Below are 24,970 nucleotides of genomic sequence, written 5' to 3' on the forward strand. Positions count from 1 at the left end.
ATAAATTATTTTAAAGACTCAATAATTCTGATGGCAACATCAAGTTCATCTTGATGAACAAAAACCTCTTGTAGTCCTGGAGCTACCATTCCAAATCCAGCTAACCTTGCCGATTCAGAATCATCTTTGACTACTGCAATAATGTTTTTGTCCTCTAATGCATTCATTATAGATAAGACTGTAATTGAGTTACCAGTAAAAATCTTGATGAAATTTTGGGTGTTATTCATATTCAGTTTCTTTATGGTTATAACAAAATATTGTTTCCTTATTCAAAAAAGCAATTTTCAGGTAAAAAACAAATAGTGTATGATTAATTAACGCAAACTAGCACCGAAATTGTTTTCAAATTCCTTTTGAAGCTTTTGCATGATACGATCTATATTTTTGTCTGTTAAAGTTTTGTTTGCATCACTAAAATAAAAACTCATTCCGTATGATTTCTTTCCTTTAGGTAGATTTTTCCCTTCATACACATCAAATAAATAAACCTTTTTTAATAGTTTTCTATCTGTTTTATAAGAAGCCTCTTCTAAATCTGCGAATTTAACATCGGAATCGATTAGTAAGGCAAAATCACGCCTCGAGGTTGGAAATTTCGAAATTTCCTCTACTAAGATCTCCTTTTTGAAAGCATATTTATAAATCAAGTCCCAATCAAAATCTGCAAATAAAATTTCAGAATCTATTGAAAAATTCTTTGTGATTTTAGAATCAACAACTCCAAAATTAACCAAGGTTTTATTGTTTGAGCTTAAAGAAAGCCCCTCTGAAAATATATCCAAATCGGTTGGTTCTTCTTTAATATTGGTTATACCAAGGCGGTTTAATACGTTAATGGTTATGGCTTTTAGATCAAAGAAATTTGATTTTGTAGCAGGACTGTTCCACAATTCTGGGTTTTTATTTCCTGTAATACAAATCCCCAGTCTTTTAGATTCTTGATGACCAGAGTCGGTAGTCGCATATGTTTTTCCAAATTCATAAATTTTTAGATCTTTTTGTTGTCTGTTGCTATTGAACTGCACAACTTCCAGCAAAGAAAATAAAAGGCTTGTTCTTAGCTGGGATAAATCTAATCCCAGAGGATTCAATAAATTTACTTTTGGAATTTCATTCAACTGCGCGCTTAGCTCGGCATAGGCAGGGTTAGTCAACGAATTATTCATTACCTCTGAATATCCTTGTCCAACGAGCATCTGGGCAGTTATTTGTTCTATTTTATTTGGAGTTTTTAAATCAAAAGATGGAAAAACGGTATTTAAACTTGTTCCGAGTTCAATGTTATTGTAGCCATAAACCCTAAGAATTTCTTCGATTACATCCGCTTCTCGAGTAACATCTACACGATATCTTGGGATGGTCATTGCAAAACCATCTGGGTTGACACTGTTTATTTCAATTTCTAGAGAATTTAAAATATTAATCAACGTATCTTTTTGGATTTCAGCTCCAATGACTTTGGTTATTTTATCGTAATTAATGAAAAGATTTACTCTCTCTTCGAGAGGCTGCGCATGTTCTTGAATGTCACTAGTAATTAACCCTCCAGCAATATTTTGAATTAAGACAGCTGCTCTTTTGAGTGCATATATTCCAATTTCTGGGTCAATACCTCGTTCAAATCTAAAAGAAGCATCCGTATTTAAACCGTGACGTTTTGCAGACTTTCGAATACTAACCGGATCGAAATAAGCACTTTCTAAAAAGATATTGGTCGTATTTTCAGAAACACCAGAGTCTTCCCCACCAAATACTCCAGCAAGGCAAAGTGGAGTTTCATCATCACAAATCATGAGGTCATCCTCGTGAAGTTCACGTTCTATTCCATCTAGTGTTGTGAATTTTGTTCCTGTAGGCAGTGTTTTTACGTGAATTTTACCCTTTATTTTATCAGCGTCAAAAGCGTGTAAAGGCTGCCCTAAATCATGTAATACATAATTAGTAGCATCTACGATGTTGTTTTTTGGAGTAATTCCAATTGCATTCAGTCTGTTTTGTAGCCATTTAGGAGATGGTTTTACGTCCACCTCAGAAATTGTTAAACCGTAATATTGAGATGCCTTTTGTTTATCGTGAACAACAACATCAATGATATTACTGGTGTCATTGATTCTAAAGTTATCGGTATTTGGTGTTTTCCATTCAGAAGATACCCCAATTTGATTACATCCAGCTTTAAGGTCTCTTGCAACCCCCATATGACTCATCGCATCTGCTCTATTCGGAGTAAGTCCAATTTCAATAACCGTATCTGTTTCAATATCAAAAATTTCAGAACAGGCAGTACCCGGAACTAAATCGGCTTCTAAAACCATAATTCCGTCATGAGATTCTCCAAGCCCTAATTCATCTTCGGCACAGATCATTCCATGACTAGCTTCTCCACGAATTTTACTTTTCTTAATTTCAAAAGCGTTCCTCTCACCATCATAAAGTTTTGTCCCAACAGTGGCTACAGCAACCTTTTGACCAGCTGCTACATTTGGAGCACCACAAACAATTTGAACTGCTTCTTCCTGCCCAATATTTACAGTTGTAACTCGAAGTCGGTCTGCATTTGGGTGAGGAGTACAAGTAAGTACTTCTCCAACTACAACACCAGCTAAACTACCTTTTACAGACTCAAAGGTTGTAGTTCCCTCTACTTCAAGACCAAGATCAGTAAGAAGTTCGAGTTGCTTTTCAAGTTCGATGTCTATTGTTAAATATTCTTTAATCCAATTATGGGAAACTTTCATGTGGTAAATGTTATAATATTTTATGTAATCTAATCATTAGAATACATCAATAAAGACACAAATATAAGCATCTGAATTCTAAAAAAAAGTACTAACTAATGTAATTCCAAATGTTTTTGTGTCTGGTTATTTTTGAATAGGTAATTCGTACATTTCTGTGCTCTATTTTATCTAGTTCAGGGTCTTCAGAAATTAATTTTTTAGCGTAATTTCTCGCTGTTTTTAGTATTTCTTGATCTTTAATTAGATCAGCAATTTTTAGTTGTAATACCCCGCTTTGTTGAGTTCCCATTAAATCTCCAGGCCCCCTCAGTTTAAGATCTACCTCTGCAATTTCAAATCCATCGTTTGTTTGAACCATTGTTTGTAACCTTGTAGAGGCTTCTTTTGATTTTTTAACACCACTCATTAAAATACAATAACTTTGATCGTTTCCTCGTCCAACACGACCTCTTAATTGATGAAGTTGTGAAAGCCCAAAACGCTCTGCACTTTCAATAATCATAACTGAGGCGTTAGGAACGTTAACACCCACTTCAATTACTGTTGTTGCTACCATTAGTTGAGTTTTACCTTCGACAAATCGTTGCATTTCATAGTCTTTATCTTTGGGTTTCATTTGTCCATGAACGATACTGATCTTATATTCTGGAAGTGGAAACTCTCTTGCTAAGCTTTCATATCCATCCATTAGATCTTTGTAATCCATTTTTTCTGATTCCTGAATCAAGGGATAGACGATATAAATTTGTTTTCCAAGTTTGATTTCTTCTTTTATGAATTTAAATACTTGAAGACGATTGGAATCTGAACGAAGTACGGTCTTAATTGATTTTCTTCCTGGGGGTAGTTCGTCAATTACTGAAATGTCTAAATCACCATAAACACTCATTGCCAAGGTTCTCGGAATTGGGGTAGCCGTCATTACAAGAATGTGCGGGGGTAGGTTGTTTTTTCTCCACAATTTAGCACGTTGAGCCACACCAAATCTATGCTGCTCATCTATGATGGCTATTCCTAAATTCTTAAACCGAACTTTATCCTCAATAAGCGCATGAGTGCCAATTAGAACATGTAAAGATCCCGATTCTAAAGCCTCATGTATTTCTTTTCGTTGAGCTGTTTTAGTAGATCCTGTTAAAAGCGATAGGTTTAAATCCATGCCTTTTAAATTTTCTTTTAGCGATTGGTAGTGCTGCTGCGCTAAAATTTCTGTCGGCGCCATTAAACACGCTTGAAAACCATTATCAAGTCCAATTAGCATGCTCAATAAAGCAACCATAGTTTTACCAGAACCCACATCGCCCTGAAGTAAGCGATTCATTTGTTTTCCAGTACCCATGTCGTTTCTTATTTCTCGTACTACTCTTTGTTGTGCATGGGTAAGTTTAAAAGGAATGTGATTAGAATAATACTCATTAAAGTAGGAACCTACTTTTTCAAAAACATATCCTTTTACCTTTTGTTTTTGGAGTCTGTTTTTCTGTAAGAGTTGCATTTGAATATAGAAAAGTTCTTCAAATTTTAATCGAAATTGAGCTCTAGTTAACTGATTTTGATTTGCAGGAAAATGTATTTGAATGGTAGCTTCTTTTCTAGAGATAAGTTTTAAATCATTTCTTATAAAATCTGGAAGAGTTTCATGAAATTCTTGGTGAACTTGTCGGAATAAATGCTCCATGGATTGTTTCATAACCCGCTGGCTTATACCCTTGTTTACTAACTTTTCAGTGGAAGGATATACCGGATGAAATGCTCCAAGATTACTCTGTTTATATTCGGTTTCTAAGGTTAATTCGGGATGGGCTATTGAAGCCTTAGACCCATACCAGTTCAAACGACCAAAAACAATGTAAGCGGTGTTTGTTTTAAGACTTTCTTGTATCCATTTATATCCTCTAAACCAGACCAACTCAATTGTAGATGTCCCATCATAAAATGTAGCAGACAGTCTTTTTCCTTTGGCTTGTGGTATTATCTTATGGGAGATTATAGTTCCTTTAATTTGAACTTCTGAAGTGTTTCTTGGCAATTGATTTATGGAATGAAAAGTAGTTCGGTCAATGTACCGATTTGGAAAAAAATGTAATAAATCTTGGTAGGTCTTTATACCCAACTCCTCTTTTAGCAAAGTAGCTCTGTTAGGTCCAATGCCTTTTAGGTATTCTATAGGAGTTTGAAGTAGATCCATAAGTTGTTACGAAGTTAAATGTTTTTAGGTTTTTTTTCAGATTCATTTAACTAAAAACATTGTATTTTTATTCACCCAAATTTTTAAAAAATATTTTATGTCAAAATCAGCATTAGTAATATCAGGAGGTGGAAGTAAAGGAGCTTTTGCAGGGGGTATTGCTCAATACCTAATTGAAGAAGTTAAGCGAGAATACGATTTGTTTATTGGAACTTCTACTGGGAGCTTACTAGTTTCTCATTTGGCTTTAAATGAAATCGCTGAAATTAAAAAAGCATTTACTAATGTAACTCAAAAGGATATTTTTGACAATTGTCCTTTTTTGATTAAACAGGAGGGCGCTTTGACACGAATTAAAATCAATCATTTTAATGTTTTGAAAAACTTTTTGCGGGGTAAAAAAACATTTGGTGAGAGTAACAATCTTAGAAAATTATTAATTAATGAAGTTTCAGTTTCTTATTTTGAGGAGTTACAGAAATCTTCAAAAGATGTAATTGTATGTGTTTCGAATTTATCATTAAATAAAGTAGAGTATAAAAAATTAAGGGATTGTTCTTATGCGGATTTTATAGACTGGATCTGGATTTCTTGTAATTATGTTCCTTTTATGACCTTGGCTAATAAAAATGGATGTGAGTATGCCGATGGAGGATTGGGTTGTATAATAGCAATAGAAGAGGCTATTAGACAGGGAGCTACAGACATAGATGCAATTATATTAAATACAGAGTTTCAGCAAACTAATCGGGTTCATTCTAGAAATGCATTTGATGCCTTGGGTAGTATTTTTGGCTTCATTTCTGACCGAATTGAATATCAAAATCTGAAGATTGGTAGCCTTGTGGCAAATGAAAAAAAAGTAAAACTAAGGTTGTTCTACACCCCCAGAATCTTGACAACAAATTCATTAGTTTTCAAAAAAGAAAATATGGATTTGTGGTGGAAAGAAGGGTGGGAGTATGCCCAAAAAAAGATAATCGAGGAAGGTTAACCTTTTATAATTCTAAATAGTCTAAAGCTAACCCTACCATTACTTTTACTCCGTGAATCATTCCTTCATCTTGAACAACAAAGTCCGGCGTATGATGAGACGGAGCATCTTGTGGCATTATTTTAGGATCCATTCCTCCTAAGAAGAAATAAAGTCCAGGAACCTGCTGTTGAAAGTAAGAAAAGTCCTCTGCTCCGGTAATGGCTTTCATTACACTGACATTAGACTTCCCTACAGCACGTTCTAAGGTTGGAACCATTAAGTTGGTAAGAACTTCATCGTTATAAGTTAGTGCAGCTGTTTTACGAATTGTAACCGTTGCTGTTCCTCCATATGCTTCTGCAATTTTAGGAATCATATCATACATTCTTTGATGAATTACTTTTTGCATATCAGCATCAAGAGTTCTTATAGTTCCAATCATCTCGGCAGATTCTGGAATAATATTAGACCGAATACCGGAATGAATTGCACCTACAGAAGCAACAGCCCCTTCTTTGGTTAGTTCAGAATCTCTGCTAATTAAGGTTTGAATTCCATTAATTATCTGAGAAGATATCATTATCGGATCAATGCTATTCCAAGGAGTTGAGCCATGGGATTGCTTACCGCCAACAACTATTTTGTATTCATCTGCAGCAGCCATAATTCCTTTAGTTTTATATTTTATGGTTCCTACTGGTGTTGCTGAATTAATATGTAGTCCAAATACAGCATCTACATCAGGATTTTTTAAAACACCTTCCTTAACCATAAGTAATGCTCCACCTTCTTCGCCAACAGGTGGTCCTTCTTCTGCAGGTTGAAATATGAATTTAACCGTTCCAGCAAAGTCATTATTTTTTGATAAAATCTCAGCTACTCCCATCAAGATAGCAACGTGTGTATCATGTCCACAAGCGTGCATAACCCCCGTTTGTAGGTTGTTAAAAATAGCGGTTGCGTTGGATTTATATGGAAGGGAATTTCTCTCTGTTACGGGAAGTCCGTCCATATCTGCTCGTAAAGCAACTACTTTTCCTTCTCGCTTTCCTTTTAGTATACCCACAACTCCAGTGTGAGCAACTTCTGTTTGAACTTCCATTCCAAGAGAACGTAAATGTTCAGCTACTTTTGCTGCAGTTTTAAACTCGCGATTTGACAATTCAGGATTTTGATGAATTTCATGTCGCCACTGAACCACTTTAGACTCAATCGCATTAAAAGTTGAATCTTGAATTTGTGAAAAACAAAGTGAACTCATTAAAATTGATACGGTAAGGGCGAATATTGTAAAGTTACTTTTCATGTAATTTTAGGATCTAAATGTTATGATTTCTTAAATGTAAATAAAAATTTTCCAATCAAACTCCAATTATTTAATCTTATTTTCAGGCGGTTTACTTCAATTCAAAATGGTTCATAATTTATTATATAAAATGATTTTTTTATGCATTTTTAAACATTCAAAGTATTATTTTAGTCTTAATGAAACAAGATTTAACTGCACACATAAATACGCTTAATGAAGCTCAAAGAGGACCTACTTTACATAAAGATGGTCCTTTAATTGTTATCGCTGGAGCTGGTTCTGGAAAAACTCGAGTTCTGACTTACAGAATTGCATACCTAATGAGTCAAGGCGTAGATTCTTTCTCTATTCTTGCTCTTACTTTTACCAATAAGGCTGCACGGGAAATGAAAGGTCGGATTGCAGAACTAGTAGGAGACGGGGAGGCAAAAAACCTTTGGATGGGAACCTTTCATTCCGTTTTTGCTCGAATTCTAAGAAGTGAAGCAGATAAGCTAGGATATCCTTCGAATTTTACCATTTATGACACTCAAGATTCAGATCGACTTTTATCTTCTATCATAAAAGAAATGGGTTTAGAAAAAGATGTGTACAAAACAAAGCAAGTAAGAAGTAGAATTTCTGCTTATAAAAATAGTTTGATTACCGTCCGAGCTTATTATAGTGACCCTGACTTACAGGAGTCCGACGCTATGGCTAGACGCCCAAAAATGGGTGAGATTTACAAAGAGTATGTCGATCGTTGTTTTAAAGCTGGTGCTATGGATTTTGATGATTTATTACTTCGAACTAATGAATTATTAAATCGTTTTCCGGAGGTTCTTGCTAAATATCAAGATCGTTTTAGATATATATTAGTGGATGAGTATCAAGATACAAACCACTCTCAATATTTAATTGTCAGAGCCTTATCTGATAAATTTCAAAACATTTGTGTTGTTGGTGATGATGCCCAAAGTATATATGCATTTCGTGGTGCTAACATCAATAACATTCTAAATTTCCAAAAAGATTACGATAATGTCGCATTGTATCGACTAGAACAAAATTATCGTTCCACTCAGAATATTGTAAATGCTGCAAATTCAATTATTAATCACAATGAAACCAAGCTAGATAAAAAAGTTTGGACCGCTAACGATACTGGAAACAAAATAAAAGTACAACGTTGTCCAACGGATGCCGACGAAGGCCGACATGTAGCTTCAAGTATTTTTGACTTTAATTTAACAGAACAAAGAAAATATACTGATTTTGCTATTCTTTACAGAACTAACGCGCAATCACGAGCAATGGAAGATGCGCTAAGGAAACGTAATATTCCGTATAAAATATTTGGAGGGTTATCATTCTATCAAAGAAAAGAGATCAAGGATACGCTAGCTTATCTGCGAGTAATTATCAATCCTAAAGATGAAGAAAGCCTTAAGCGAATCATAAATTACCCAGCAAGAGGTATCGGTCAAACTACAATCGATAAATTAGTTGTTGGTGCAAAACATCATAATTTAACTTTATTCGAAACTGCTGAGCGAGCAGGAAGTCTTGGAATTGGAGTTAATGCTGGAACAGTAAATAAGTTAGAACAATTTGTGACTTTAATTAAGAGTTTTCAAATATTCAACGAAACTGCCAATGCTTTTGAAATTGCAGATGAAGTAACTAAGAAAACTCACATAGTTTCTGATTTAAAAAAAGACGGAACTCCAGAAGGAGTGAGCAAAATCGAAAACATTGAAGAGTTACTTAATGGGATTAAAGATTTTACCGAGGGGCAACAAGAACTTGCAGACGCAACAGGAGCATTAACCGAATTCTTAGAAGATGTTGCTTTAGCCACAGATTTTGACAATGAAAACAAAGGAGAGGATAACAATCGCGTCTCTCTTATGACCATACATCTAGCAAAAGGACTTGAATTCCCTTATGTTTATATCGTTGGAATGGAGGAAGATCTTTTTCCATCACCAATGAATTTAGATTCAAGAAGTGGTTTAGAGGAGGAGCGGCGTTTGTTTTATGTTGCACTGACTAGAGCAGAGGAGCGGGCTTTTCTTTCATACACTCAGTCTAGATATCGTTGGGGAAAACTAAATAGTGCAGAACCCAGTAGATTTATTGAAGAAATAGATGAACAATTTATTGATCATCAAATTCCAAAATCGGATTATGAATATAAACCTTTGGTAAATACAAATATTTTCGGAACTGCTGATGCTCCTAAAAAACAAATAAAAAAGCCGTCTTCTTGGGAAGGAAAACCAAATACAACTCCAAATCCGACTCAGTTAAAAAAACTACGTAAATTACAGTCAACCCAGCAGGTAGCGTCTTCTTCAAAAGAAGAAATAATCGAGTTGCCTCTTGGTACTAAGGTAGAACATCAAAGGTTCGGAAAAGGGATAGTAACTCTTTTAGAAGGTTCGGGCAATGATAAAAAAGCTACTATTAAATTTAACGGTACTGGAGAAAAAAAACTACTCTTACGTTTTGCAAAACTTAAAATCATAAACTAATGGCAATACTACATTCTTTATTTCCATCTAGTCCTAATACTAAGATCATTAAGGATGTAGCTAAAGATTTAATCGGAGGTGCTCTTGTAATTTACCCAACAGATACAGTTTATGCATTGGGATGTTTGAGTTCTAACCACAAAGCTCTTAGTAAACTTGCTAAATTAAAAGAAGTAAAAGTTGAGCAAGCACCCTTTAGTTTTTTATTTAGTGATTTAAGTGAATTGTCGGGTTATGTTCAACATTTTGACTCAGCAACTTTTAGACTATTAAAAAGAACACTACCAGGACCATATACTTATATTATGTCTGGAAGTAAAAAGTTGCCAAAACCATTTGATAAAAGAAAATCTATAGGGATTAGAATCTCAGATGATCCAATTTTAAAAGTCTTACTCCCTTTGCTACCTGCTCCTTTAATAACGACTTCTTTACATGACAAGGACAAAATTATAGACTATACAACAGACCCTGACGTTATTTTCGAGGAATGGGGTGACATTGTAGATATAATGATTGAAACTGGAGCGGGAGGGAATCTGCCTTCTACTGTGATAGACTTGACTCAGGGAGATCCGATTCTCATAAGAAAAGGGAAAGGCTTGGTAGATTTTATATAAAAAAACGCTCTTCATTACAAAGAGCGTTTTTTAATTAATATTTAAAAGAGCTTATTGAGCTGCTTCCATTCCTTTGCTGATTAAGTCATAAAACTGATCTAATTTAGGAAGAACAACAATTCTAGTTCTTCTGTTTTTAGCTCTGTTTGAAGGCGAATCATTTTCTAAGAGTGGTACGTAAGAACTTCTACCAGCAGCAGTCATTCTTTGTGGTGGTACACCAAAGTCTTTTTCAAGAACACGAACAACAGAAGTTGCTCTCTTTACACTTAAGTCCCAGTTGTCAACAACACAATCGTTGCTAATCGGCACATTATCTGTATGTCCTTCAACCATGAACTCAAGTTCTGGTTTGTCCAATACAACTTTAGCAACCTTTCCAAGTACTTCTTTTGCTTTCTTTGAAACTGTCGAACTACCGCTGTTAAATAATAATTTATCAGAGATCGATATGAATACAACACCTTTTTCAACGTTTATTTCTATATCACCATCTGTAAGGTTTCCTAAAGCTCCTTTCAAGCTTGTAACTAATGCAAGAGTAACAGAGTCCTTTTTTGTAACAGCGTCTCTTAAGCTTGTAATTCTAGAATCTTTCTCTTTTAAACTTTCTAGAGATTTCTCAAGGTTTTCAGCTCCTTTTTGAGATAGCGTAGTAAGGTTACCTAAGTTGTCTATAAGATCAGAATTATTTTCTTTTAAGAATCTAATTTGTTCTTGAAGCGATGCAACAGATGCAAGAGCAGCTGCTTTTTCTTCATCACATGTATTAAGTTTTACAGTTGTACTATTAAGCAAATCTTTAGTTGTATCTTGAAGTGCTTGTAATTCAGTGAATTTCTTTTGAGAAACACATGAAGCCAAAAGTAAAGTAACTAATGGAAAGTATAATAACGTTTTTTTCATTGGTGTAAGTTTACATATTAGGGAGGTAAAGTTAATATATATTTTAAGAATTTAGATGTCTTTAATTTTATTTTTATTTAAAATAAAATACTTTAAAACGATACTGTTAGTTTTATAATAGTTTTGTTTGAAATGAAGTCTTTTTCTTTTTTTAAACATCCTAAAGAAATTAAGGTAAACTAGAAGATGAGCTTTTATTATACTCATACAATTAGTAATCTCCCCTTTAATCAGAAATCTAATTCCAGAAATACCATCGAGAATCAATCTTATAAAGAAAATGAAGGGTAATGTTATGAAGGGTACGTTTTTAATAATCATAAAAAGGGAATTTCTGTAATTATAAAATACCTTTCTGGGAGAGTTCGGTAAACTGGCCCCTCCTAGATGATAAACTTTTGAATTTCCTACACTAAATATTTCGTAACCCCTGTTTTTTAGTCTCCAACAAAGATCAATTTCTTCTTGATGCATAAAAAAGTCTTCATCGAAACCATTTGCTTGTTTAAATAATTCATTTCTAATAAATAGGCATGCTCCAGAAGCCCAAAAAATAGATTCATCTCCATTAAATTGTCCTTGATCTTTTTCTAGATGATCGAATATTCTTCCACGACAAAACGGATAACCAAAGCGATCAATATAACCACCAGCGGCTCCTGCATACTCGAATTTAGAATGATCTTTTTCATCTAAGATATGAGGTTGTGCTGCAGCTATATTAGGATTGGACTTGAAAAGTTTTAAAATAGGAGGTAGCCAATTCTCTGTTACGCGTATATCGTTGTTTATCAAGCATAAAAGTTCTTCTTTAATGTTTTCCAATCCTTTATTATACCCGCCAGCATAACCCAAATTAGAGGGGTTTTGGATCAAGTTTATCTGAGGAAAATTACTTTTGAGATGAGCTACGGAATTGTCTGTAGAGTTATTGTCTATTACATAAATAGTTGCCTCTTTACTGTATTCTATAAGATCGGGTAAAAAACGCTTTAACATTTCTACACCATTCCAATTCAATAAAACAAGGGCTAGTTTCATAGACTATATTTAGGGATTTCTTTTATGAATTGATATGATTTATCTTCATAATTCATCACACAAAAATAATGTTCTTTTCCGTTAGTAAGCATAAGATAGTTACTCTTTAAGGCCATATTGTATCGAGCGACTTGATCAAAAGTATCCTGAGTGATTTTAATTGTTGGAGCTTTACATTCAATCAGTATATTAACACTACCATCAGATGAATAAACAACAATATCGTATCGTTTGATACGTCCATTAACTTGAATTTGTTTTTCAACGTTAATTAAACTTGGAGGATATCCAAGATTAGATATTAAGAAATGGAGACAGTGTTGCCGTACCCATTCTTCTGGCGTTAATAATAGATTCTTTTTACGGATCAAATCCAAGATATACGTCTTATTTTCCTTATTTTTGAGGGTAAACGTATAGTTAGGGAAATTTAGTTGTTCCATAATACAAAAATGAGCATTTTTTAGCTTTGAAAGACATAAATCAAATACTTAGTTCAATAAAAAAAGGAGATTTTGCTCCTGTTTATCTTTTAATGGGAAGCGAACCCTTTTTCATTGATCAGGTTACTAAGGTGCTATCTACTCATGTGGTAGAAGAACATGCTAAGGATTTTGATTCGACTATTTTTTATGGTAAAGAATCCCTTCCGGAACAAATTATAGAGATCGCAAAACGATTTCCGATGATGGGAACTCATCAGTTAGTAATTGTTCGAGAAGCACAGAGTTTAGATAAGAAATTTGAAGATTTAGTTACATATCTTGAAAACCCACAAAGTCAGACGGTTTTAGTTCTTTGTTATAAGTTGAAAAATCTTGATAAAAGAAAAAAAACTTACAAAGCCATTGCTAAAAATGGGGTTATTCTTGAAACTAAGCCCTTATATGATAATCAGGTTGCTGCTTGGATTAAAGATCGAGGTTTGCGTTATGGATTAAATTTTCATCCAAACTCTACCCAATTAATTGCTTCATTTTTAGGTACGGATTTGGGGAAAATAGACAAAGAGTTAGAAAAACTTGCAAGTAGAATTCAGCAAGGCGAGGAAATTACTCCTGCATTAATAGAAAAACATATTGGTTATAGTAAGGATTTTAATAGTTTTGAACTTAAAAAATCCCTAGGGAAAAGAGATTTGGAGCATTCCTTTAGAATCATAAAATATATGGCTTCTAATAGCAAAAAACATCCGGTCCCGCTTACAATTATAGTTTTATTTAATTTTTTCCAAAAACTTTTATTATTCCATGGAGTTTCTTCTCCCTCACAGGCTCAAAAAGTTTTAGGAGTTTCACCATATTTCCTTAAAGACTACGAGGCCTCCGCTCGTTTTTATTCGATGAAACAAATATCTAAAGTCATCGAATATATTAAAGAAGCAGATTTAAAAAGTAAAGGAGTAGGGGCGCAAAATCTTCCGATGGAAGAGTTACTTAAAGAGTTAGTAATAAAGATTGTGTCAGTTTAAATCTTAGGATATGATTTTGGGTCAGATTCATGCATTATTTCGTAAACCTTTTCAAAAATATCATCTTCGGAAGGTTTAGAGAAATAATCTCCATCACTACCGTAGGCAGGTCTATGTGGTTTTGCACTCAGTGTGTGTGGTTTGCTATCTAATAATGGGAAAACATTCTGTTTTTCGATTAACTGCTGCAATATATAAGCAGAAGCTCCACCGGGTACATCTTCATCAATAATTAAAAGACGGTTTGTTTTAGCAATACTTTTCTTAATGTTTTGATCTAAATCAAAGGGCAAAAGGGTTTGTATATCAATAACTTCTGCATTTATATCGAATAACATAAGTTCTTTTGCAACAGCTTCGACCATTCTTAGGGTGGAGCCGTAGGAAACTAATGTAATATCTTCCCCTTCTTTTAACGTTTCCACTTTACCTAAAGGAACTCTGAATTGACCTAGATTAGAAGGTTTTCTTTCTTTTAATCTGTAGCCATTTAAAGATTCAATAACTACTGCAGGTTCATCTCCTTCTAAAAGTGTATTATACATTCCGGCTGCTTGAGTCATATTTCGTGGTACCGCAATGTTTATACCGCGTAACAGGTTTACAATTCCTCCCATTGGTGAGCCACTGTGCCATATTCCCTCTAAACGATGCCCTCGTGTTCTGATAATCAATGGAACAGCTTGTTTTCCTACAGTTCTGTAGTGGTAAGAAGCTAGGTCATCGCTTAATGTTTGAAGACAATACAAGATATAGTCTAAATATTGGATCTCTGCAATTGGACGTAATCCTCTGAGCGCCATTCCAATTCCTTGACCCATTATGGTAGTTTCTCTAATACCTGTATCGGCAACACGTGTAGCGCCATACTTGGCTTGCATGCCTTCTAATCCTTGATTTACATCTCCAATTATCCCAACATCTTCTCCGAAGATTAATACCTTATCATTAGATTTTAATAAAGCATCAAAATTATCTCTAATTATGATCCTACCATCAACTAATTCTTCTTCAGCTGGATATTCAATATCAACTGGATTTATGTTTTGTAAACGTTTGTCAGAATGACTGTGAAGATGTGAACTAAATTTTGGATTTAATTTTTCTGTGAGTGTGTTTTTCCAAGTTCTTAATTCTTCCTTAATAGGATGGTCGTAATGTGTAAGTATTCTAAGAGCTTTACGAGCAGAATGAAGTATATCCTTGTACGAAGGCTCTGATATTTTATTTAACTCAGATTTAAGTATTTGAAGGTTTGGATCATTATTTGCAGCTTTAGTTGCTTTGTCAATTAACAGAATCAATTCCTTTTTATTATTGAGAATTGGTGCTTGATAAGCATCCCAAGCTTCTGTTTTGGCTTTTCGAACCTTCTTTTTATTATCTTCTTCAATGGCTTTTAATTCTTCTTCTGAGGCAAAGCCATTGCTAAGAATCCATTCTCTTGTTTTAAGATTACAATCGTATTGTTTTTCCCATTCCAAGCGTTCTTTTGACTTATAACGTTGATGCGATCCTGAAGTAGAGTGTCCCTGAGGTTGAGTTAATTCTTCAACATGAATTAAAACGGGTACGTGCTCGTTTCGAGCTAATTTTTCTGCGTATTTATACGTTTCTATAAGTGCAGTATAATCCCAACCTTTAACTGTTAGTATTTCAAAACCCTGTTCCTCTTCATTTCTTTGAAGACCAGCAAGTGCCTTAGATATACTTCCTTTCGTTGTTTGTTCATCATTATGAACAGAAATACCGTAGTCGTCGTCCCAAATACTTATAACCATTGGGATTTGCATAACTCCAGCAGCATTAATAGCTTCTAAAAACAAACCTTCACTAGTACTAGCATTTCCGATAGTTCCCCATGCGATTTCATTTCCATTTTCAGAAAATTTATCACTGTCTTTAATGTTTAAGGAGCGATATACTTTGGATGCTTGTGCTAAACCAACAAGTCGCGGCATTTGACCTGCAGTTGGGGATATATCTGAACTGTGGTTTTTTTGATTTGTTAAATTCTTCCAACTTCCATTTTCCTCAATGCTTCTTGTAACAAAATGTCCTCCCATTTGTCTTCCACCGGACATGGGTTCTAAATCGATGTCTGGGTGAGCATAGAGGGCAGAGAATAGTTCTTTTGGACTTAAGTGACCCTGATCCATTAAAATGGTCTGGTCTCGGTAATAACCTGATCTAAAATCACCGTTTTTAAAAAACTTACTAAGGATTAACTGAGGTAATTCTTTTCCATCTCCAAATATTCCAAATTTAGCTTTACCGGTTAATACTTCTCTTCTTCCGAGTATAGAACATTCCCTACTGAGAGAGAGGAGTCTGTAATCTGCAAGTACTTGCTCTTTGAAATCTTTGTAGGAAAGAGGAATTTCTTCGGCAAGTTTAGAATTGGACATTGAAAAAAATTAGTTGTGCGAATTTACAAAAATTAAAGGAATAAGAATAATGACTCTAAATTGTTACTATCGATTTATAAAACAACCTCTTAGAACCACCTTCTTGAAAACAACTGTTTTAAGTTATTTAAATCTACTGTTAAAACAAACCGCATGTTTGATAAGTAATTTCTATCGTCTAACACGTAGTTTTGTGAGTTTTGAATAGGGAAGTAAAATTCTAAATAATCGGGCACTAAATTTAATCTCAATCCAGAATCATAAAATCCTTGTGATTTGGTTTTTAAATTTTTGGTAACTCCAAAATCGGCATACACTTCAACCCATTTCCATAAACTATACGCAAGGTTTACAGATGCTAAATAGTCATTTGCATTGGGATTTTCAAATCTTGATTTAAAACCACCTTCAGATAAAATAAATTGTTGACTATAAAATCCGTCATTTTCGGAGCGTCCCAGGTAATTATACCGAAACAAGTAATCTGTAGAACGATTTAAACTATAATCAAAATAAGTAGTTTCTCTAATTTTATTCCATAAAAATTTCCCTCCAAAAAATCTCATAGATAGGGTTCTTCCATCATGGAATAAATGACGGTATTCGGCATTAAAATTTAATTTTCCGAATTTATCTGAAAATTCTAAATCAGAATTAATTTTAACAAATTTAATGGTTTGCTTATTAGAATAGGAATATCTTAAATTACCAATATTGTAGTTAGGAGTTACCAAAGATTCTTTCCCGAACTGCCTGTAAACTGAAACATATGAAAGACTAAACGCTTGCCGTTCATTAGAACGAAAATCTTTTGGGCGTTTGAATATTGAAATCGAGGGTGAAAATACTTTATAACGTAAGTTAGTATCGTAATGAAAACTACTACCAAATACACTAAACTGCGTTAAATAATAAGGTGAATCTTCGTTATAAATTCTATAGTTTAAGCTTAAAGAGCCTACCAATTCATTTAATTTTGAGCTGTAGTTTGGATTTAATTCATAGGCAAAAGGCCTTCTAGGTAGTGTTTTATTAGAAAACTTAGCTCCCAGAGTTAGTCCATCGTAAACATTAAAATCTATTTTGGGATTAAAAAACACTTGGTTTCTTTTATCATCTTCTAAATCTTTAATTAATGTAAATTTCAGTTTCTTAAGCGGGGAGCCTTTTATAGTTCGATAATTATTTCGTTGGCTAAATTCTGGAATTTTTAATGTTGGATTAATTGCAATGTAATCAGCATCTAAATTTTCTAGGGCTAACTTTGAGATTTTATTTGGGTTTTTGACATCTAAGGAAGAAATTATGGTATCATTTTTTAATAAAGCTACTGTAAAAGGGATTAAATTATCTTGCTCTTGTTGGACTTCGATATTGATGTGCTTTGAATCTTTTTTAACGGATTTAATTCTTAAATCTATTGATTCTCTATTATTTAAATAACCCGATGTAAACCAGGGAATGTCTAACTCCTGTATTAAAGATTGAATCAGTTGAGCATTAGATTTTATTTTACCCATTTGCTTCTTAAAAGCCCTTTCTACATACTCTTTCCCATAAAATTTAGAAGCATAATTTATTCCAAAGGCAACATAACTAGGTTGAGAAATACGTTCATTAAACTTTATTAATTCACTCTTTGGAGTTCTTGGTGCTTGTTGAATGTTATTTCTTAGCGCAAATTGACTGAAATACAGAAAGCCATGATTGAAAGAAGCTTTGCTTAGGACATAATTCTTTATGAATGGTTTTAAAAGGGGTTGTCTGGGGATTGAACCCAAGAGTTTTTGATTTGGATAATATTCTGCTATGTAATCCATCAAAATTTGAGTGTGTAAGCCTCCAGTTAACCAAAAGTTGCTTCTTGGATCAACAAGAAATTGCTCGTTTAGATAATGATTTAAATAAACGCTAAGTGCTTTTATCTCAAATTCAAAACGATCTGAAAATGGATAAAAAATGGATGGAATAGAGGAGAGGCCGAAATATGCTCTTTTCTTATAATCTAGACTTGAAATAAGCATTTTATTATGAGGAAAAGACCCGAATTTATTGTCAACAAAAGATACGATTCGATAAAGACTAGGATTAGTATCTAATAAGTTTTCTTCGACTTCTCTTAGGTCTGTTCCTATTTTCAATCCATTAATTGAAAAATAAGTGTATTCTTTATCGGTTATATGAAATTGAATTTCTTTAACATTACTGATCGATTGTGATATTTTTTTTCTTGTCCCGAATCTATTTTCTTTCCATTTAGTTAAGTTAGAATTTACAAACAAATCTGCAGGAATATCCCATTCAATTGAAAAGTTAGCAGGTAATGTGCTTATTTCTTCTAAATCTAGATTGCTGTTTTTTATCCATTGATTATTAATCAATGGAGCAATATGAATAAAGCAATTTTTTAAATAATAATCAGTATCTGAAATTTTTCCATAGCCTGTATAACGAGCGTTAGGGAGAACAATTTTGTAATCTAGCTCAATGGTCGTTTGTTCACCTGGTTTAAGTTCAGAAACTAATTTTATTTCTACAATATCGATCTGATCTTTTAATCGATTCCATTCTATTTTATTGTCATCAACTATAATATTAAGCTGGTTGGTACTTCCCCTTTTTGTTTTGGCTCCTAAATAAAAACTTCGATCAAATTCTTCTGCAAATCTTTGCGCTAATGGTGATTTAGAAGAACTGTAGGCATGAGACCAATCATTTAAATAAAGCTTTTTAAGAACTATTGAGCTTGTATTGGTGAATTGTATTAATTGAGAAACTTCAAGTGTCTTTTCTGAAACAATTAATTTTACATCAATATCATGATCAGTAATAGTTTGTTGTCCCATCAATTGAAAAGGAAACATAAGAATTACAATACATGAAAACAATGTAGATTTCACTTGTTTAGAAATTTGGTTTGTACACTTCTTTGGAATAAAAATCGTTTATTCGTTGTAAGACTTCTTCTTTAGTATCTACTACAGAAAATAAGTCTAAGTCTTCCGGACTAATTAATTTATTGTCAATTAATGTTTCTTTAATCCAGTCAATCAAACCGCTCCAAAATTCAACACCCACAAGGATTATAGGAATTGGAGTTATTTTTTTTGTTTGTATGAGTGTCATTGATTCAAATAATTCATCAAGTGTTCCAAAACCTCCTGGCATTACAACAAATGCTTGGGCATATTTCACAAACATTACTTTACGGATAAAGAAATATTCGAAAGATAAGTTTTTGTCCTGATCAATAAAAGGATTGTGGTTTTGTTCAAATGGCAGTGCAATATTTAGTCCTACCGAATTTCCATCAACCTCTTGAGCTCCTTTATTAGCAGCTTCCATTATACCTGGACCTCCACCTGTTATTATTCCATATCCAGAATTTGCGATAGCTTTGGCAGTTTCAGTTGCTAGAATATAATATTTATTTTTTGGATCAGTTCTTGCAGATCCAAAGATTGAAACGCAGGGTCCTATACTTCCCATCTTTTCATAACCCTTAACAAATTCACCCATAATCTTAAATAAGGACCAGGAATCATTCGTTTTGGTTGTGTTCCAGCTTTTGTTTTTTATTTTGAGGCTCATGGGGTGGAGGTTTTAATTAATTTCCTTTGCTAGATAATATGCTGTATGACTTTTCTTATTCTTAATTACCTCTTCAGGAGTACCCTCAGCAATAATTTGTCCACCATTTTTTCCACCTTCATATCCAATATCAATAATATGGTCAACTTGTTTTATAACATCCATATTATGTTCAATTATAACCACTGTGTTTCCTTTGCTGACTAAGTAATTTAAAACGACTAAAAGAACTCTAATATCTTCAAAATGTAATCCTGTGGTTGGTTCGTCAAGAATAAACAAGGTGTTACCCGTATCTCTTTTAGAAAGTTCTGTTGCTAATTTAATACGTTGTGCTTCACCACCCGAAAGGGTAGTAGAGGACTGTCCTAAACTTACATACCCGAGACCTACATCTTGAAGTGTTTTAAGTTTTTTGTAAATCTTTGGTATGGGTTCAAAAAAATCACAAGCTTGATCGATGGTCATGTTTAGCACATCAGAAATTGATTTTCCTTTATATCTAATTTCTAAAGTTTCTCGATTAAATCTTTTCCCCTGACAGGACTCACACTCAACCAAAACATCCGGTAAAAAATTCATTTCAATGACTTTCATTCCTCCTCCCATACAGGTTTCACATCGACCACCAGAAACATTAAAGCTAAATCGACCTGGCTTGTATCCTCTAATTTGGGCTTCTGGAGTTTTTGTAAATAAAGTACGAATCTCACTGAATACCCCCGTGTAGGTTGCAGGATTACTTCTAGGAGTTCTACCAATGGGACTTTGATTTACATCAACAACTTTATCTAAATGTTCTAATCCTATAATTTCTTTATGTGGAAGTGGTTTTGCAACTCCATTAAAAAAATGTGCATTTAAAAGAGGATAAAGTGTACCATTAATTAAAGATGATTTTCCACTTCCAGAGACACCGGTCACTCCAATCATTTTGCCCAGTGGTATAGTAAGCGTAACATTCTTTAGATTATTACCCGTACAGTTTGATAAAACCAACTCATTACCGTTTCCAGGTCTTCGTGTTTTAGGAACTTCAATTTCTTTAACTCCAGTTAAATATTTCGCAGTTAATGAATTTTCTGTTAATAATTGTTCAGGTTTCCCTTCTGAGATGATTTCTCCTCCATTTTTTCCAGCAAATGGACCAATGTCAATCACATGATCTGCCTGAACTATCATGTCTTTGTCATGTTCTACCACCAAAACTGAGTTTCCAATGTCTCTAAGCGAAAATAAAGAGTTTATTAAACGTTCATTGTCACGTTGATGCAGCCCAATACTCGGTTCGTCCAGGATATATAATACTCCAACAAGTTGAGAACCAATTTGAGTTGCTAGTCTAATTCGCTGTGCTTCCCCACCAGAAAGTGATTTGGATGATCGATTTAATGATAGATAGTTCAATCCAACGTTTAGAAGAAATTGTAGTCTGGATTTTATTTCTTTGATTACATCCTCACCTATTTTAAGTTCATTTTTTGAAAGATGTTTTGGTAAATCATTGAACCATGCATAAAGCTCATCTAAATCCATTTGAGCTAGCTCAGAAATATTGAGTTCATTGATTTTAAAATACCGAGCTTCTTTTCTAAGGCGTGAACCTTTACAAGAAGTACACTCATTTTGATCCATAAAATCATTTGCCCAACGTTTTATATTCGAAGAACTTGCTTGTTCATACTGATTTTTGATGAAATTTTCTATTCCCTCATAGTCAATTTTATAGTTTCTAGTAATTCCTAGAGTTTTAGATTCTACTGTAAAAGTTTCAGCTCCTCCCTTTAAAATTACCTCAAGAGCTTCTTCCGGTATTTTATTTATAGGATCCGCTAAATTGAAATTGTAACGTTGAGCAATAATTGCCATTTGCTTGAAACTCCAGGAATTTTTTTCCGATCCCAAAGGTATTATTCCACCTTTTTTGATGGATACCGAGTCGTCTGGTATTATTTTTTTTCTATTTACCATTTGTTGCGTTCCCAGTCCTTTACAGTTGGTACACATCCCTTTGGGAGAATTAAAAGAAAAACTGTTTGGTTCTGGTTTTTGGTAAGCTATACCAGAAGTTGGACACATTAAATTTCTACTAAAGTATCTTACTTTTCGAGTTTCTTCATCGTACAATAATATTGTCTCTCCGCCTTGATACATCGCTGTGACTAATGATTCTTGAAGTCTCTTGATTCCGGCAATACTTTCATTAATTCTCAAGCGATCGATTACTAATTCAATATCATGAGTTTTGTATCGGTCTAATTTCATTCCTGGAGAGAGCTCGACAATTACCCCGTCAACACGCACTTTAATAAAACCTTGTCTTCCTAAGTTGTCAAACAATTCACGGTAATGTCCTTTTCTAGATTTTATGATAGGGGCAAGGATGAAAACACTTTTTCCAGCGTAATCTTTTTGAATAAGCTCAATGATCTGATCATCGGTGTAGCTTACCATTTTTTCCTGCGTTTGATGACTGTATGCAGTTCCTATACGAGCAAACATTAACCTAAGAAAGTCATAAACTTCGGTTATGGTCCCTACTGTTGATCGTGGACTTTTAGAGGTTGTTTTTTGTTCAATAGCGATTACGGGAGAAAGCCCGTCGATTTTATCTACTTCTGGACGCTCTAAGTTTCCAAGAAATTGACGAACATAAGCAGAAAATGTTTCCATATATCGTCTTTGTCCTTCAGCATAAATTGTATCAAAGGCAAGTGAAGATTTTCCACTACCTGAGAGACCTGTAATAACTACAAGTTGGTCTCTAGGTATTTTTACATCTATATTTTTTAAATTATGTACTCGAGCTCCTTGGACATCGATGACATTTTTATTGTTTTCCATAGCAAAATTAAGAGTTAAAAATACAACTTTAGACTGGACAATAAATCAATTGTTTAAAAATTAAAAACAATTTTAATAACTAACAGCAGTGTCGTCACCTCGTTGATCTGCTCCTAGAGTGATTATAGATTCATCATCAATTAAAATAGCATCAACTTTACCAATTATTCTGGCTTCTCTTTCACTTACATTATACCCTAATTCGTTTAATCTGTTAATTAATTCTGAATCAAATTTATTAGGCTCTACCGTTATGTAATCAGGCATCCACTGGTGATGAAAACGAGGAGCATTTACAGCATCTTGTATGGACATATTATGCTCGTACACATTAAGAATTGTTTGAAAAACTGAAGTTATAATTGTGGAACCCCCAGGAGTTCCTAAGACTAAATATAAAGAACCGTTTTTTTCAACAATTGTTGGAGTCATTGAGCTCAGCATTCTTTTTTTTGGAGCTATTGAATTTGCTTCCTTACCAACTAGCCCAAACATATTTGGAACCCCCGGCTTACTACTAAAGTCATCCATCTCATTATTTAAAAAAACACCTAATTCTTCTACAAAAACTTTAGATCCATATCCTCCATTAAGAGTAGTAGTCACAGCAACTGCATTTCCTTGATCATCTAGGATAGAGAAATGAGTAGTTTCATCACTTTCAAAATAATGAGTATCACCCGGTTTAATGTCAGCTGACAGTGAGGCCTTGTTCCAATCAAAACTTTCCATTTTTTTATTAATGTAAAGTGAATCAAGAAGAATTTGTGTTGGAACTTCTACAAAATCAGGGTCTCCCAAATATTCACTTCTGTCGGCATAGGATCTCCTTTCAGCTTCAACCATCAATTGTATACTTTTTTGAGAATTATGACCTAGTGATTTTAAATCATATTGCTCTACCATTTTCATCATTTGGTTTAAGCATATTCCTCCGCTTGAAGGTAAACCCATCGATATGACATTCAACTCTTTATATTTAAATTTCAAGGGGGCTCTCCATATTGGCTCATATGATTTTAAATCCTGATGTGATATAATGCCCCCAGTTTCTTCTACTCTAGATACAAGCGCATCTGCTACCCATCCTGAATTAAATCCTTCGTTTCCTTTTTCAGAAATAGTTCTTAATACTTTTGCTAAAGCTGGATTTTTTAAAACATCTCCTGCTTTATATTCTTTTGCATAAAATGTTTCTTTTCCATTGATTTCAATAAATAACTTTCGATTATTTTCTAAACTTTTAGCCTGCGTTTCTGTAACAACATAACCGTTTTCAGCTAAATCAATTGCCGGTTGTAGTAAATCTTTTAAGGGAAGAGTTCCCATTTTTCTGTGAATTTCTAACGTTCCAGCAACAGTTGCAGGAACTCCAACAGCTAATCCGCCGATTGTACTTTTATTTGGAATAACGTTTCCTTCTGGATCTAAATATAAGTCTCGATATGCTGCCAAAGGGGCTTGTTCTCTGTAGTCTAATGTTCCCGAAGTTCCGTCTGCATTTCTATACACAAAAAAACCTCCCCCTGTAATATTACCGGCAACTGGATAAACTACAGCCAAAGCAAAGTTTGTCGCTACCATTGCATCATATGCATTTCCTCCTTTTTTTAATATATCAACCCCAACTTGAGATGCATAGGGCATAGCGGAGACGACACCTCCTCTAATTTTGATATCTGGATCAGAACAACCAACTAAGATCAAAAAACTAACGATTCGACTGTATTTAATAAAGTCTAGGGATTGTGTCATTGGGTTGTTTGTATAAAGATTAAGAGATTTTGGAAGATACAAACATTTTAATATCCTCAAAAAAAACACAGAAATCATTTTCATAGACAGGATAGTGTTTTTTTAAAGTATTAATGGAAGCTTTAAAATTTGACTTAAATCGAGTTCTCCGTTCCATCTGTCCTAAAATAATCTCGAGTCCCTCTAGTGTTTTATATTGTAACAACCAATTATTAGTTTTCATGTACGGGAAGGCACGTTTCATTTTATCTGGTAATAATTCAAATCTGGATTCTATTTCCTTGTAGAATAATTGAGAAAAAAGCTCCAGGCTTTCTGTATGATAATTTTGCCATAATGCCGCTAAGAAGTGATCATAAAACATATCTACAAGTACACCACTGTAGTGTCCATGGTCTTCTGTCAATAATTTTTTACTCTTTCGAAATATAGGATGTTGATCCGTAAATGTATCGATCTCTCTGTGCAAAATTATACCCTCCTGAATTCTATTAGAATAATTTTTATATTGTTTTCCAGGAACCGCATCGGCAATAAAATTACCAAATATTAAATCTGGATCTTCTCCAGATAAATAAATGTGAGCTAAATAATTCATTCA

17 protein-coding genes are annotated in these 24,970 nt (G+C 33.8%); 4 read left to right on the top strand and 13 right to left on the bottom strand.

What is annotated here, in order from left to right; all coding sequences use genetic code 11:
- Positions 1-5: 5 nt before the first annotated feature.
- From NG655_RS05270 to recG, 3 genes are all read right to left on the bottom strand, one after another.
- Positions 6-230: a putative signal transducing protein gene (locus NG655_RS05270; protein WP_252158290.1), complete on the bottom strand. Its 225-nt coding sequence runs from the start codon at positions 228-230 to the stop codon at positions 6-8.
- Positions 231-317: 87 nt separating this feature from the next.
- Positions 318-2,741: a phenylalanine--tRNA ligase subunit beta gene (gene pheT, locus NG655_RS05275; protein WP_252158291.1), complete on the bottom strand. Its 2,424-nt coding sequence runs from the start codon at positions 2,739-2,741 to the stop codon at positions 318-320.
- Between the two features lie 91 nt (positions 2,742-2,832).
- The gene (recG, locus tag NG655_RS05280) at positions 2,833-4,932 is read right to left on the bottom strand and encodes an ATP-dependent DNA helicase RecG (RefSeq protein ID WP_252158292.1); all 2,100 of its coding nucleotides are present in this window, start codon (positions 4,930-4,932) and stop codon (positions 2,833-2,835) included.
- Between the two features lie 97 nt (positions 4,933-5,029).
- Here recG and NG655_RS05285 point away from each other — a divergent pair, with 97 nt between their 5' ends.
- On the top strand, positions 5,030-5,926 hold the full coding sequence (locus NG655_RS05285; RefSeq protein ID WP_252158293.1) for a patatin-like phospholipase family protein: 897 nt from the start codon (positions 5,030-5,032) through the stop codon (positions 5,924-5,926).
- 4 nt (positions 5,927-5,930) lie between these two features.
- Here the strand turns inward: NG655_RS05285 and NG655_RS05290 are convergent, their stop codons facing one another.
- Positions 5,931-7,214, bottom strand: a complete 1,284-nt coding sequence (locus NG655_RS05290) for an amidohydrolase (RefSeq protein ID WP_419469268.1) — start codon at positions 7,212-7,214, stop codon at positions 5,931-5,933.
- 179 nt (positions 7,215-7,393) lie between these two features.
- Between NG655_RS05290 and NG655_RS05295 the strand changes: the two genes are divergently transcribed.
- Entirely contained in the window at positions 7,394-9,733 is a 2,340-nt protein-coding gene (locus NG655_RS05295; RefSeq protein WP_252158294.1) for an ATP-dependent helicase, read from the top strand.
- A complete protein-coding gene (locus NG655_RS05300) occupies positions 9,733-10,353 on the top strand; it encodes an L-threonylcarbamoyladenylate synthase (protein WP_252158295.1) in 621 nt (206 codons plus the stop codon). The genes NG655_RS05295 and NG655_RS05300 overlap by 1 nt, the downstream gene beginning before the upstream one ends.
- A 51-nt stretch (positions 10,354-10,404) precedes the next feature.
- On the opposite strand, the gene NG655_RS05305 is transcribed toward NG655_RS05300, so the two are convergent.
- Genes NG655_RS05305 through NG655_RS05315 form a run of 3 tightly spaced genes read right to left on the bottom strand, consistent with a single transcriptional unit; the run spans position 10,405 to position 12,743 of the window.
- Positions 10,405-11,259 carry an OmpA/MotB family protein gene (locus NG655_RS05305; protein WP_252158296.1) on the bottom strand — a complete coding sequence of 285 codons (855 nt, stop codon included), beginning with the start codon at positions 11,257-11,259 and terminating at the stop codon, positions 10,405-10,407.
- Positions 11,260-11,310: 51 nt separating this feature from the next.
- Positions 11,311-12,300: a glycosyltransferase family 2 protein gene (locus NG655_RS05310; protein WP_252158297.1), complete on the bottom strand. Its 990-nt coding sequence runs from the start codon at positions 12,298-12,300 to the stop codon at positions 11,311-11,313.
- Positions 12,297-12,743, bottom strand: coding sequence for a type I restriction enzyme HsdR N-terminal domain-containing protein (locus NG655_RS05315; RefSeq protein WP_252158298.1), 447 nt, complete (start codon positions 12,741-12,743; stop codon positions 12,297-12,299). Before NG655_RS05315 ends, NG655_RS05310 begins: the two co-directional genes overlap by 4 nt.
- A 26-nt stretch (positions 12,744-12,769) precedes the next feature.
- Between NG655_RS05315 and holA the strand changes: the two genes are divergently transcribed.
- Positions 12,770-13,771, top strand: a complete 1,002-nt coding sequence (holA, locus tag NG655_RS05320; RefSeq protein ID WP_252158299.1) for a DNA polymerase III subunit delta — start codon at positions 12,770-12,772, stop codon at positions 13,769-13,771.
- Here holA and NG655_RS05325 read toward each other — a convergent pair.
- From NG655_RS05325 to NG655_RS05350, 6 genes are all read right to left on the bottom strand, one after another.
- Complete coding sequence (locus tag NG655_RS05325) at positions 13,768-16,179, bottom strand: alpha-ketoacid dehydrogenase subunit alpha/beta (protein ID WP_252158300.1); 2,412 nt, start codon at positions 16,177-16,179, stop codon at positions 13,768-13,770. The two genes, holA and NG655_RS05325, sit on opposite strands and share 4 nt — an antisense overlap.
- An 89-nt stretch (positions 16,180-16,268) precedes the next feature.
- Positions 16,269-19,079, bottom strand: a complete 2,811-nt coding sequence (locus tag NG655_RS05330) for a gluzincin family metallopeptidase (protein WP_252158301.1) — start codon at positions 19,077-19,079, stop codon at positions 16,269-16,271.
- A gap of 4 nt (positions 19,080-19,083) precedes the next feature.
- The gene (locus NG655_RS05335) at positions 19,084-19,770 is read right to left on the bottom strand and encodes an LOG family protein (RefSeq protein ID WP_252158302.1); all 687 of its coding nucleotides are present in this window, start codon (positions 19,768-19,770) and stop codon (positions 19,084-19,086) included.
- A gap of 12 nt (positions 19,771-19,782) precedes the next feature.
- Complete coding sequence (gene uvrA, locus NG655_RS05340; protein ID WP_252158303.1) at positions 19,783-22,614, bottom strand: excinuclease ABC subunit UvrA; 2,832 nt, start codon at positions 22,612-22,614, stop codon at positions 19,783-19,785.
- Positions 22,615-22,686: 72 nt separating this feature from the next.
- Entirely contained in the window at positions 22,687-24,369 is a 1,683-nt protein-coding gene (gene ggt / locus NG655_RS05345; protein WP_252158304.1) for a gamma-glutamyltransferase, read from the bottom strand.
- A gap of 19 nt (positions 24,370-24,388) precedes the next feature.
- Positions 24,389-24,967 (bottom strand): acyl carrier protein phosphodiesterase, encoded by a 579-nt coding sequence (locus NG655_RS05350; RefSeq protein ID WP_252158305.1) that lies wholly within the window; start codon positions 24,965-24,967, stop codon positions 24,389-24,391.
- Positions 24,968-24,970: the final 3 nt, after the last annotated feature.

Origin of the sequence: Candidatus Arcticimaribacter forsetii (genome assembly GCF_910589745.1) — a bacterium.
Taxonomy (GTDB): domain Bacteria; phylum Bacteroidota; class Bacteroidia; order Flavobacteriales; family Flavobacteriaceae; genus Arcticimaribacter; species Arcticimaribacter forsetii.